Raw genomic sequence first — 13252 nt, 5'->3', positions numbered from 1 at the left:
GGCATCGGGCAGGCGGGTTAACCCCGCCTGCCGCCCTTGCGCTTGTGGGCCCGCCAGGTCATCGCCCATGTGTCCGGATCGTCCAGACCGTCGCCTTTTACTTTGGCAATGGCCTGATTGTGCGGCGCGGTTTTGACGATTTCGGGGTTGGTATAGGCTTCGTCCGATATGCGTTGCAGGACGGCGATCCAGTAATCCACATCCTCCTTGGACCACATTTCGCCGGCTTCGGGTGTGAAGGGGTGCGGAACGATCCAGGGCTCATGGCTCATCCAGAAGGCATCGATTCCGAAATCAACCATGCGGTTCTGAACGTCGGCCACGGTGACGCCCGTATCCTCATGGAGTTGGCCCAGGCTGTAACGCGTCATTTCGATGCGCCAGCCGTCGACATCGGGATGGGACCGGGTGATGCCGCGGATTTTCAGCAGTTCCCGTTCCATATAATTGTTGACCAGGACCGATATGTCGGAGGCCTCGCTGATCCCTTCCGCCCCCATGGCGCGCAGCCAGGAATAGGCCTTGATCACCTGATGAACGTTGCCAAGATATTCCCTGACCTTGCCGACCGATCCCGTGCCGCTTGACACCAGTTCATAAAGGCCGCCGCTGCGCCGGACGACGGGGCTTGGCAGATATTCGGCCAGTTCCGCCGTACAGCCATAGGCGCCCACCGCCGGGCCGCCGCCGCCCTTCGGCACGCCAAAGGTTTTGTGCAGCATGAACATGCAGGCGTCGAAACCCAGATCGCGGGCGCGAATCTTGCTCATCACACCGTTGAAATTGGCATGGTCATAGAAACAAAGGCCGCCGGCCTCATGAACGATGCGGACCCATTCCTTTATGTCCGGATTGTAAATTCCCATGTCATCCGGATTGTTGATCATCAGGGCCGCTGTGCGGTCTGAAACCGCGGCTTTCAGGGCGTCCAGACTGGGATAGCCATTGTCATCCAGCATCAGTGTGACAACCTCGAAACCGGCGGCGGCGGCGGTTGCCGGATTGCACGGGTGTGACTGGATGCTGGTGATGATCTGGTTACGCTTGCCCAACTCCCCGCGCGCGGCGTGATAGGCACGGGTCAGACAGACATGGGTATAGGCCGCGTCCGCGCCGCCGGCGGGCTGGAACGTGAATTGATCCATGCCCGACAATGATTGCAGCAATTCGTCGAAGCGATACAGGATTTCCAGCGTCCCCTGAAGGGTGGACGGATCCTGATAAGGGTGTGTTTCCGCCACCTGCGGACGCGCGGCAAGGGCCTCGTTCAGGCGCGGATTGTATTTCATGGTGCAGGTGCCGAACAGGCTGATCCCCATCATGCCCAGCGTTTCCTGCGACAGGTGCAGATAATGGCGCAGGACATCCGGTTCGCTCATCTCCGGCAGGGCGGGCGGGGTCCGCCGGCGCATGGATGCCGGCACCAGATCCGCCGCCGGTCCGACCAGTTCGGCGATGGCGGTCTCGGTAACCGGGAAATGTGCGCCCCGCCGGCCGGGAGCCCCCATTTCCATGATCAGCGGTTCATCCCAGACCGGGGCCTGATAGCGACGCAGAGTGGGGTGTTTGCTCATGACTGGCATACCTCTTTCAGGGTGTCGGCCAGACGGTGCAAGTCCGCCTCGCTGTGCAGTTCGGTGACGCAGTACAGGGCGCTCTGACCCAGATCGGGGAAATCGGTGGACAGGTCGTGGCCTCCGAAAATACCCCGGCTGAGAAGGGCTTTGTTGATGTCCGCTACACTTTTGCCGGTCCCGTCGAAATTGACGGTGAATTCCTTGAAGAAGCCGGTTTTGCGCGGCACGCTGACACCGTCTATTTCGTCCAGAATATGGGCACAGAAATGGGCGCGCTGTATGATCAGTTCACCCAGTTCGCGGAAACCCTGTGGGCCCAGAAGGGCCATGTAGACCGTGCCGGCAATGGCCCAGAGATAGGTGGAATTTCCGGTCCAGTCCTTTCCCTCCTCGCGGGCGCCGTATGAGCACTGGTGCATCAGTGCCATACCGAAACCGTGTTCGCCGGGCCGATCCGTTTCCGCGATGCTGAGCATCAGGGTCGGATACTCATAGGCATAGCGCGGTTCGTCCCGCGATGCGATGAAGCCGCCCAAGCCGCCGCCCGCGGACATGTGCACGCCAAGGGGCTGTATGCTGCCGACAATGATGTCGGCGCCGTAACTGCCTGGCGGGGCCATAATGCCAAGGGACAGCGGGTCGACACCGACGATGGTTTCCGACCCGTTGGCGCGTGCCAGTGCGCCGATATCCCCGGCGTTCGGTTCGATGGTGCCGAAATAGCCGGGGGTTTCGAAATACACGGCGGCCACATCGTCGTCCAGCCTGGCTTTCAGCATATCCATATCCAGCGCGCCGTCGGCACCTGCGGGAATGGACTCGATTATGATATGGGACGGCATGTCCGGCGGTTCGCAGTAATTCTCCAGGACGGACCGGCGTTCGGGGCACAGGATGGCGGGGACCAGGACCTTGCGCCGTCCGGTCATGCGTACGGCCATACGGACCGCGTGGCCCAGTGCGCATCCCCAACTGTAAACCGGCAGACCGACAAGGTCGGCGTCAATCAGATCGCCCAGCTGACTGGTGAATTCAAACCAGGCCTGATTGCGACCGTGGTCGGATGAGGGGGTGCCCCAGACGGGGGTCAGAAATTCGCTGCGGCTGACGATTTCATCACACACCGCCGGTACATGATGACGCCAGCAGCCGCCGCCGAGAAAACTCAGATGATCCTCGCAGGAGGCATTGCGCGACAGCATGCTCAGCATATGCCGGGAAAGTTCGCTCTCCGAACTGATGGCGGGTGGCAGGGCGATAGGGGTCGCCGGCCTGTGGCCTGCCGGTATCTGTTCGAACAAAACTGCCGGCGAGGATATGCCGAGAGCGTCCAACATGCTCTGTTTTATAGCGGAAACAGAATTGGGCATGTAGGGGTGCGGGCGCTGCGGGTGCTCGGTCATGGGGCTTCTCTTCCTGCATCTCACGGATGGGGTCAGTCTATGTCGGTGAGCGGATGAGTCAATCATTCACAGGCATTTTTGTATCGCTATGCGCACAAAAAAATTCTATACGAACATTTGCGCTCGCCAAGACGACAGTCATCGGCTAGCGTCCTGACAGAGGCACCAAACACGCCCATTCTTGCACAGAAACCGCTGACGATTGCCGCCGGCCGTTGATGGGGGACGCATAACACGATGCCGTTTCGTCTTGGTTTCCTTGTCAACCCGATTGCCGGACTGGGCGGTGCGGTGGGGCTGAAGGGCTCCGACGGGTCGCTTGCACGGCGGGCGCTGTCCATGGGTGCGTCCCCGCTGGCCCCTGGGCGTGCATGCCTGGCCCTGAGCAAACTGTATGACAAGGAGGAGTGTACAGGGGCCGGTAAAATATCCGTTGTCACCTGTCCGGGCGTTATGGGAGCGGATGTGGCGGCGGCTGCCGGTTTTGCCCCCGTCTGTGTCGCCGACCCGCCGGGCGATCCCAGCAGCGCTGACGATACGCGCCGGGTGGCGGATGCGTTGATCCGGCACGGTGTGGACCTGATTTTGTTCGCGGGCGGTGATGGAACCGCCCGTGTTCTGCTGGACACGGTCGGTGACCGGGTTCCCGTTCTGGGCATCCCGGCAGGGGTGAAGATGCATTCGGCGGTTTTCGCGACAACGCCGGCCGCCGCCGCGCGGGCCGTTGTCGCCTATGTGGACGCTGAGAGGCGCGGCGACCTGCTGCGATTGTCCGAGGTCATGGACCGCCCGGCCGGCAGTGCCGGCGGATCGCCGGTTCTGTATGGGTATATGAAGGTGCCTTATGTGCCCTTGCTGGTGCAGTGGGCCAAGGCGTCAACGCGGACGGGCGAGGATGCGATGCAGGCCGGTGCCATACGGCACATATGCCGTCTGGCCGCAGACGAGCGTATGACACTGCTTGGACCGGGCACCACCCTGCACGCGGTAAAGCGGGATCTCGGTTTTGACGGGACGCTGCTGGGGATCGATCTGGTTTGCCGGGGGCGTCTGATCGCAACGGATCTGGGGGCGGGGCAGATATTGACCGGGATCGGCGATATGCCCGCGCGTCTGGTTGTCAGTGTCATCGGTGGGCAGGGGTTTCTGTTCGGGCGCGGCAACCAGCAGTTCAGCCCTGCTGTCATCCGCCGTGTCGGCATCCCCAATATCGTTATTATGGCGTCCATGGAAAAGCTGTTGGCCCTGCCGGACCGAACCCTTTTGTGTGACACCGGCGACCCGTCCCTTGATCGCGACCTGTCCGGGTTCCGACCCGTGCTGACCGGACCGGGCCGTACCACGATGGTCCGTGTGGCCGCCACTTGATATCGTATCCGCAAGGAAGGTCGCACCGGGGTCGAGCGGTGGCCGGGGTTTCCCGCTTGTTAAAATGAGGGCAGGGTATCCAGTTTTATCCGGCTTTAGCCTGGGTTTTCGGCCACTGACGCAGCCACAGGTTAAAGGCCCATTTTTCGCCTGCGATGACAGGTTCGCCGGCATGCAGGGACAGGGGATGTTTTTGGGTCGTGCCCGGCGCACAATTGGCGAAGACGACGAGGCGTCCGGCCCTGGCCCGGACCCGTACATCCAGTTTCGGGAAATAGGTCCCGCCGCCCTCGGTCACATCGTTCAGATAGCATAAGACGGTGGCGATGCGCTGACCGGCGTTTTTCATATTGCGTTCGCCGCGCTGCGTGCCGGCGTCGAACGCGTCGAAATGGGCGCGGTATTCAGCGCCGGGCCCATAATGGATGATCTGATAGTTTTCAGCGTGCGACAGCGGGACGTCCAGCATGGCGCACAGGCGGTTGGCCAGCGCGAACAATATGTCGTCCTGTCCGTGATCCATCCAGGCAACGGAATTCGTGCGGCCGGGGCTGACAAAACCGGCCTTGTCACCGGAAACATGGGCACGCTGCATCTTGCCATGGGCCACGCGGCGTATGTGGGCGCAGGTTTTCGTGTCAACGAAGCCATCCACCTGAAACACAAGCGGATCATCATGCAAGACGCGGGCCCCTTTGATGGTACCGACACGCGCAATGATGTTGCCTGCGTCCAGTTTTTTGCGTTCCAGTGCATTCTGCATGGGAGTTCGCCTTATGATTTAACTTTTTTAACATTTTTTAGGGGCTTGCGCTAAAATCGCGTCAGCTGCAAAGGGAATTGTCTTTATAGCCCCATGGTTACGTCGCCCGATTTTAACAGTCTGGTCAAGGCCCTGCCAGGCATTGTCGCGGTTTTCGACCGCGATATGCACTATCTGGCCCATAATGATGCCTGGGTGCGGGAGTACAGTCTCGAAGACTTCATACCGCTGATCGGCAAGCTGCATTATGACGTCTTTCCCGACATGCCGGATCATTGGCGCGAGGTTCTCAAGCGCTGTCTCGGCGGAGAGACCGAAGTCAACGACCATGATATTTTCGAGCGCGCGGACGGGTCGATCCTGCACTTGAAGTGGTCGGTGTCGCCCTGGCATACTGAGAATGGCGATGTGGGTGGTCTGGTGATTGTCAGCCGGGTTATCAGCGCCGAAATCGAGGCCCTGGAAGAAGAGCGCCGCAATCGGGAGCGTTTGCAGTTCGCGCTGGAAGGGGCCGAAGACGGCCTGTGGGACTGGAACGCCGTCACCCATGAAGTGTATTACAGCCCGCGCTGGTGCACCATGCTGGGATATGATCCGGAAGAACTGCCGCACAATTTTGAGACATGGCGAAACCTGGCCCATCCGGACGATATAGAACGCTCCGAAGCGGATATCGCCGATTGTGTCGAGCAACGGGTGCCGGTCATGCGGACCGAGTTCCGCTTAAAGCACAAGAATGGCGGATATCGCTGGATATTGTCCCGCGGGATTGTCGTTGCCTGGGACGAAAACAACAACCCCTTGCGCCTGGTGGGGACGCATACCGACATCACCCAGATGAAGGAGCTGGAAGCCCGCCTTATGACAGCGTCCAAGGATGCGGCGCGTGCCAACATGGCGAAGACCGACTTTCTCGCCAATATGAGCCATGAAATCCGCACCCCGCTGAACGGCATTCTGGGCATGGCGGGTCTGCTGGTGAGAACCGGGCTGAATGAGGAACAGGCCCGCTATGCCAGGAACATCACATCATCGGGGCGGGCCCTGCTTGAAATCATCAATGATATCCTGGATATCTCCAAGCTGGAGGCCGGGCGGATCGAGCTTGAGGACGAGCATTTCAACCTGTCGACCACGCTGGACAATGTGACGTCCCTTCTGGAGCCGCTGGCCCGTGACAAGCATATCGCCTTTCACTGCGATAATCAGGCCCACGGGGATATATGGCTGCGTGGTGACAGTGGGCGTTTGCGGCAGATTCTCTTCAACCTGTCCGGCAATGCCATCAAATTCACCGAGGAAGGCCGGGTGACGCTGAGTGCCGCCTGCCGGCCCGGTCCGGATGGTACGCGTATCCTTTATTGCGAGGTCCGCGACACGGGTGTCGGCATTCCGGAAAGCGAGCAGGGCACTCTGTTCGAACGCTTCACCCAGGTGGATACATCCTCTTCACGCAAATATCAGGGCACCGGGCTGGGGCTGGCCATCTGCAAACAGCTTGTCGAATTGATGGGCGGCAGCATTGATTTTGAAAGCACACCCGGCAAGGGCAGTCGCTTCTGGTTCGAGATCCCGTTCCAGATCGGCGAAATCGTTGACAGCACCGCCAACGGTATCCGTGTCGACCGCGAAGCGATGAAAAGCCTGCGGGTTCTGGCCGCCGAAGACAATCCCGTCAATCAGCTGCTGATCGAGAAACTGATGACGGCAGAAGGGCATTCCATCGATATCGTCTCCAACGGCGAGGAAGCCGTCGCCGCCGTCCGGTCCATGCCGTATGATCTGATCCTGATGGATGTCCAGATGCCGGTGATGGACGGCCCCACCGCCGCGCGGACAATCCGGTCCATGGACGGCGATATGGCCCATGTGCCGATCATTGCCTTTACGGCCAATGCGATGAAAGGCCAGCGTGAGGAATATCTTGAAGCCGGCATGGATGATTATGTTTCCAAACCGGTGGACCCGAATGCTCTTTTTGCGGCCATCAGCCGGGTGATGGTCCGCGATGCCTCCACCGGCGGCGAAAAGGCCGATTCCGTCAATGCCCCGCCGCCCGTATCCGAACCGGTGAGCCCGACACGCACGGGCGAGGCGGCGCTGGATACCCTGCTGGACGATCTGAAATAAGTCTTTACTGTCGCGGAATTTTCCCCAGGGATGTTATTGCGGACGGGCCTTGACCTGTTGCTGCCTTGAAAGGGTACAACCTGTTTTTCACTGACAAAACCGGCTTGCGGATTGCCACGGCCGCCGCACATTCCTATCCTGCCGGACCGCAGGCGAAGACGGACGGGGGGAGAATGCCGATGGCTTATGAGTGTCTTGCAATCACCGATGAAGGACCGGTGCGGATTATCACGCTGAACCGCCCGGACCGGCTGAATGCCTTTACCGTTCAGATGAATGACGAACTGCTGGACGTGCTGGATGACGCGGACCGGGATGACACCGTGCGTGCCCTTGTGTTTACTGGGGCAGGCCGGGCCTTTTGTGCCGGCATGGACCTGGGGACGGGCGGCAATGTGTTCGGACTGGATGAGAGTGTCGATGTCGCTTCTGCGGATATGGTGCGCAACCGTGACCTGGGCGGTATTCTGACCCTGCGAATGTTCAGAATGAAAAAGCCCCTGATCGCGGCGGTCAACGGGGCGAGTGTCGGTGTCGGCACCACCATGCAGTTGCCGATGGATATCCGGATTGCCAGTCGGCATGCAAAATTCGGTTTTGTCTTTGCCGAGCGCGGTATCACGCTTGAAAGCAATGCCAGCTGGTTTCTGCCGCGCCTGGTCGGTATGGCGCAGGCGCTGGAATGGGCCCTGTCGGGACGTGTTTTCGGGGCGGAAGAAGCATTGGCCGGGGGGCTGGTGTCCGAGATTGTCGATGCGGATATCCTGATGGAACGGGCTTTGGCGCGGGCGCACCGTTTTATTGACCGGACAAGTGCCATGTCGGTTGCCGTCAACCGCCAGTTATTGTGGCGGATGATGGGGGCCGCCCATCCGATGGAAGCGCACAGGCTCGAAAGCCGCACCATGTATCACGCCAGCATGTATGACGGCCGCGAAGGGGTTGCCGCTTTCATGGAAAAACGCGATGCGGTGTTTTCCGACCCGGTATCCGGCGGATTGCCGGCGGGGTTCGATTGGGACCGCGAACCGCCTTTTGAATAGGGAGAGATGCCGATGACGGGGTGGAAGGTTTGGGCCATGGCATTTGGCGCGGCACTGGCGGCAATGCTGCCCGCCGTTTCGGCGGACATGGACAGGGCGCAACCGCAGCGCATGCAGGCGCGCATAGATGCGCTTAGCCAGTTTGGGCGCAATGCCGACGGCGGCGTGGACCGGGTTGCCTACAGTCAGGCTGATATCGACAGCCGCGCCTGGCTGATGGATGAAATGCGTGCCCTGGGCCTCGATGTGCGTATCGATGCAGGGGGCAATATCATCGGTGCCCGTGCCGGACGCGAACCGGGTCTGAAACCGATTGTTTTCGGCTCGCATACCGATTCAGTCCCCGGCGGCGGCAATTATGACGGCGATGTTGGCGTTATCGCCGCGCTGGAAGTGATTGAACTGTTGAACGACGCCGGGCATAAGACCCGGCATCCGCTGGAAGTCATCAATTTTTCCAATGAGGAAGGCGGTCTTGTCGGATCGCTGGCCTATACCGGCAGATTGAAGGCAGAGGCCATGTCCGTAGAGACCCATGCGGGCATGTCCATTGCCGAAGGGATCCGGGCCATTGGCGGCAACCCCGATGATGTCAATGCCGACAGCGTGAGCCCGGGCGATATCGCGGCCTTTCTGGAGTTGCATATCGAACAGGGGGCGGTCCTGTACCGTGACGGTACTCATATCGGTGTGGTTGAAGGGATCGTTGGCATCGGCTGGTGGGATGTGACCGTCGAGGGCTTTGCCAATCATGCCGGCACGACCCCCATGGCGGGACGGCGGGATGCCATGGTGGCGGCGTCACGGCTGACCCTGGCCATCAATCGTATCGCTCTTGAGGAACCGGGACGTCAGGTGGCGACGGTGGGCCGTATCAAGGCATTTCCGGGGGCCCCGAACGTCATCCCCGGGCGGGTGGAGATGAGCCTGGAAATACGCGATCTGGAGCAGAACAAGATTGATCGCATGTTTTCCCTGATCCGGCAGGCCGCTGCCGGGATCGCCAGTGAAACCGGTACCGACATAGGCTTTCAGCCCGTCGATGTGGCCTCGCATCCGGCACCGACCGATCCGCGCATGCGCCGCATTATCGCCGAGGCTGCCGCAAGCCTGGGCTACAGCGCCAGGGTTATGCCGTCCGGGGCCGGGCACGATGCACAGGATATGGTGACCATTGCGCCGACAGGTATGATTTTCGTGCCGTCAAAGGACGGAATCAGCCATTCGCCGCAGGAATATACCGCGCCGGAGGATATGGCGCGGGGCGCGGACGTGCTGCTGCGCAGTATCCTCGAGATCGATGCCGGCGCGCTGACACGGGATTGACCTGTTTTGCAGGCTGTGCCGTGCGTGCGGGGCGTCCGGTGCGACCCGGAATGATGAAGGTCCAGCCGTGGAATTCCTGATTGCCAGAGCATCGGCCAAAACTGATCTGGCATGCCTTAAAAACGGTTTCGACTGGCACCGGCTGACGACGATTGACGGCGGGCATCACATCGGGTGTCTGAACAATTATATGTTCATCGTGCCGGAAAACAGTGTGGACGGCACGTCGGAGGCCGTGATCTTCGATGGACATGGTGTCATCGGAGGGCAGGCCGTCAGTGCGTCTGATGGCGCGAAACCCCGTCCCGGTGTCCGGGCGGTTTTAAGCGACTATGCCGCTGCCGCCAAACGCGGTGGGGCGCCCCATGTGCCGGCATCGGGTGTGTTTTGTATCTGCCATATCGATTTCGAGACGGGGCGGTTCGACCTGACGCTGGACCCCTTGTCGCAGTACAATGTTTTTGTTTTCGAGACGCGGGACCTTCGGGTTTTCGGCAACAATATTTTCATGATCGAGGCCGTGTTGACGGCGCTGGGCCAACGGCCCCGCCGGCTGTTTCGCGGGGCCGCGTTCGAAGCGGCTCTTGGCATGGGGGCTGTCGATACGACGGGGCTTGAGGATGTCGCGCTGTTTCCGTCCGACATGATGCTGACAGGGGACAGTCGCCGCGATGAGCTTGAGTTTCTGCCGCTGAACCGTCTTGCGCACGGCTCGGCGGACAGGGATGGACAGCTTGCCCGTGCAGCCGGGGCGCTCAGCCGAAGTCTGCGGGCCGTCCATGCCTGTTATCCTGACCATGACATTGTTTATGACCTGACCGGCGGCCTTGACAGCCGCATGGTGCTTGCGGCGTCGCGCCATGCGGGCCTGCGCAATCAGTTGTTTTTCAGAAGCGAGGGCGGTCAGCGCGATGATATCGTCATCCCGGACCGTCTTGCGGACCGGTTCGGGATGCGGTTCGCGCCTTTTCCGCAAAACTTCAACGGCGAACGCATCGACCGCCGGACATTGGCACGGCGGGCCGTTTTCAGGCAGCAGGGTCAATCGACGATTTACCAGTTCGATCTTGGACGGTGCCGGGTCACGGATGTCGTCAGGGTCAGAGGCGGGTTTGGCGAGATTGCCCGCCTGTCCTACCGGCTGCGTTCCCTGCGGTCCGCCGTGGTCAAATGGCATACCCTGTTGAAAGGCATCAGGGAAAAAGACCGCATTGTTCTGGACAACTGGCGGCGTGTTTTCACACGGGACATATTCGGGGCACTGACGGATGGCAGAGCATTGGCATTCTTTGTCATGCGCCGCATGCTGGGCCATAGAAAACTGTTTACGGATGACTTCCGGCAGGCGGCCTATATGCGGATAACCGATCATCTTCTGTCGCTTGCCGGTGGGGGCATGCCCGCGCATTTTCTGGTCAATGCCCTGTATCTGACGGACCGGGCGCGCCGGCATTTCGCCTATACGTCGCAAATGCTGAATCTGGTCCGGCCGACCTTCGAGCCCCTTGCCGATATCGAGCTGTGGCGTCTTGCCTGCCTGTATTCAAATGAAGACCGGCACGATGAAAAGGCCTTTCACGATTTATTTTCAGCGCTGGACCCGGATGTCCTGTCCATTCCCTTCAGCCGTTCGTCCCTTGCCGTCCATGATGGATATTTCAAGGTGCTGACGGACGCCGAGGCCGGCGGGAAACCCCCTGAAAGAGTATCGATGAAATCGGTTCCCGATCCCATTTTGACCGACGGCCCTGAAGAGAGGCTGGCGGGACTGAAAGGCCATGCTTTGGATATCGTGGCTCTTGAGGATTATTTTTTCGACCTGCTGTTCTCGTGCGGACAGGACAGTGACGTCTGGCGGTATCTCAACAGGGCAGAATTTGAGCGATTGAATCAGGATCCTGAGCGTACAAAGCGGATCGCTGACAACGGGCTGACATTTTTGCGGCTGTTATACGGCCTGATCTGGATACACCGGCAGGATATTCCCGTCCCCATTTCGGAGATCGTTTAAAAAGTGCTTTCCGCCCTTTGGCCGGGCAGGGGCTAGCCGCTGCGTTCCAGATAATTGCCGTGGCGCCACAGGCGGACGGGCCGTCCCTTGTCGTCCACCTCGAAGCGAACCGTGTCGGCCTCGCGGCCTTTCGTGTCGATAACGCGGAAAATATGGTCTTCCACAGGCACCAATGTGCGCATGCGCGTGACCGGATTGCTGCTGTATATTTCCGTCATGAACAGACCGTCCCGTCCGGCACCGACAGCAATGCCGGTTGGAAAGCCGGGCCGTGTGTACCGGCCCTGATAAACGGAATAATCCGCATCCTTGTTTTTGGTCTGTTTGCGGGGCTTCCCGCCTTTTTTGGTCTTGCCGTTTTCAGCATCAGAGCCGTTGGCGGCTTCGGCAATGGCGCCGGCTGTCAGACCGTACAGAATCCGTGCCATCCGTGATGGGGACACATCGTTGACATTGACCATGGCAATGACGGCAACCTTGCTTTCACGGCGCATCAGAAAGGCGGTCCGGTATCCGGGGCAATAGCCGCCATGGCCGACAAAGGTGTTCCCCCCGTCCCGTGTGAAGGCAAAGCCCAAGCCCCAGGCCGGCCCGTCAAAGTCGGGTGCGACCCAGTGCACGCGCTGCATTTCCCTGAGGGTCGTGGCTTTGAGCACATTCTCACCGCCCTGATCCAGCAGACGGAATTGCCAGGACGCAAATTTGCCGAGATCCCGCACAGTGGAGGCATAGCCCGCCGCCGGCGCGATGGCCCTGACGGGGTAGTAATCAACCGCCGGACGGGTGCCGTCCTCGCCCGGCAGCATATAGCCGACGGCCATCGATTTCCCGTAATCCTTTTCCGGCAGTTCGGAATGGGTGTCCTTCAGACCAAGGGGCCGGAGGATATTGGCTCTGACATAGTCGTGATAGTCCTGTCCCGATGCCGCAGTGACGGCTTCGCCGGCCAGCGTCATACCCAGATTGGAATACTGAAACCGGTCGTAAGGATTGTACAGCGGCTGCTGCGCCGCCAGTTCTGCTCGCACCACATCGCGTCCGGGGAAATCGACCTCCGTCCAATAGGGGGTGGCGGCTTCGCGCGGCAGACCCGCCACGTGGGACAGAACCGCGCGGAGCGTTACGGCCTCTTCCGCCGTTGGTGCGGGAGGCAGATCGTACCAGTCCAATATTTCGGACAATGGACTGTCGATGGATACCCTGCCGGCGTCGCGTAACTGCATCACGGCGATGCTGGTGAACAGTTTGGACACCGAGCAGATGCTGTATTTGGTATCCGGCGTGGCGGGAGACTTCGTTTCGAGATTGGAGAAGCCGTAGCCTTTTGCCCAGACCAGTTCCTGATCATGGACAAGGGCGAAGGAGGCCCCCGGAACCCGGTCATAGGCCAGTTGGGTTTCGATCCAGGCATCGGCAAGCAGCAGTTTGGCCCGGACGTCGGTGTCATCGGCTATATTGGACGCTACCGCGACGCTGCCAGTCGCACAAAGGCATGCGCTCAGCCCGGCGGCGATCATAAAATTCCGTCGTGTCATGTGCGGTGTCCTCCCCATCTCGCAAGCGGCTTTTGCTTCAGGCTATCGGCAAGGGTGCGGTTTGTCACGGGGATGTCTGTTTTGGTTGTGCTTGTA

The 13252-nt window shown here is 60.2% G+C and carries 9 protein-coding genes; 5 read left to right on the top strand and 4 right to left on the bottom strand.

The genetic code is table 11. The features are described from left to right. Positions 1 to 17: 17 nt before the first annotated feature. Both gcvPB and gcvPA read right to left on the bottom strand, forming a co-directional pair. Entirely contained in the window at positions 18 to 1574 is a 1557-nt protein-coding gene (gcvPB, locus tag BXY39_RS02705; RefSeq protein ID WP_121937283.1) for an aminomethyl-transferring glycine dehydrogenase subunit GcvPB, read from the bottom strand. Further along, positions 1571 to 2980 (bottom strand): aminomethyl-transferring glycine dehydrogenase subunit GcvPA, encoded by a 1410-nt coding sequence (gene gcvPA / locus BXY39_RS02700; protein WP_121937282.1) that lies wholly within the window; start codon positions 2978 to 2980, stop codon positions 1571 to 1573. Before gcvPA ends, gcvPB begins: the two co-directional genes overlap by 4 nt. A 237-nt stretch (positions 2981 to 3217) precedes the next feature. Between gcvPA and BXY39_RS02695 the strand changes: the two genes are divergently transcribed. Further along, positions 3218 to 4348, top strand: a complete 1131-nt coding sequence (locus BXY39_RS02695; protein WP_121937281.1) for an ATP-NAD kinase family protein — start codon at positions 3218 to 3220, stop codon at positions 4346 to 4348. 85 nt (positions 4349 to 4433) lie between these two features. Here the strand turns inward: BXY39_RS02695 and BXY39_RS02690 are convergent, their stop codons facing one another. Beyond that, complete coding sequence (locus tag BXY39_RS02690; RefSeq protein ID WP_245998949.1) at positions 4434 to 5111, bottom strand: prolyl hydroxylase family protein; 678 nt, start codon at positions 5109 to 5111, stop codon at positions 4434 to 4436. Between the two features lie 93 nt (positions 5112 to 5204). Here BXY39_RS02690 and BXY39_RS02685 point away from each other — a divergent pair, with 93 nt between their 5' ends. From BXY39_RS02685 to BXY39_RS02670, 4 genes are all read left to right on the top strand, one after another. Further along, a complete protein-coding gene (locus BXY39_RS02685; RefSeq protein WP_121937280.1) occupies positions 5205 to 7241 on the top strand; it encodes a PAS domain-containing hybrid sensor histidine kinase/response regulator in 2037 nt (678 codons plus the stop codon). Positions 7242 to 7420: 179 nt separating this feature from the next. Next, entirely contained in the window at positions 7421 to 8284 is an 864-nt protein-coding gene (locus tag BXY39_RS02680; RefSeq protein ID WP_121937704.1) for an enoyl-CoA hydratase-related protein, read from the top strand. A 12-nt stretch (positions 8285 to 8296) separates the two neighbouring features. After that, entirely contained in the window at positions 8297 to 9610 is a 1314-nt protein-coding gene (locus BXY39_RS02675) for a Zn-dependent hydrolase (protein WP_211332041.1), read from the top strand. Between the two features lie 67 nt (positions 9611 to 9677). Then, positions 9678 to 11621 carry a hypothetical protein gene (locus BXY39_RS02670; protein WP_121937279.1) on the top strand — a complete coding sequence of 648 codons (1944 nt, stop codon included), beginning with the start codon at positions 9678 to 9680 and terminating at the stop codon, positions 11619 to 11621. A gap of 32 nt (positions 11622 to 11653) precedes the next feature. Here BXY39_RS02670 and BXY39_RS02665 read toward each other — a convergent pair whose 3' ends face one another. Then, positions 11654 to 13156 (bottom strand): serine hydrolase, encoded by a 1503-nt coding sequence (locus tag BXY39_RS02665; RefSeq protein WP_170163574.1) that lies wholly within the window; start codon positions 13154 to 13156, stop codon positions 11654 to 11656. Positions 13157 to 13252 lie beyond the last annotated feature (96 nt).

Source organism: Eilatimonas milleporae (assembly GCF_003688555.1).
Classification (GTDB): Bacteria; Pseudomonadota; Alphaproteobacteria; order Sphingomonadales; family Kordiimonadaceae; genus Eilatimonas; species Eilatimonas milleporae.
The sequence above is the reverse complement of the archived record's forward strand: the minus strand, read 5'-3'. Positions and strand labels throughout refer to the sequence as shown.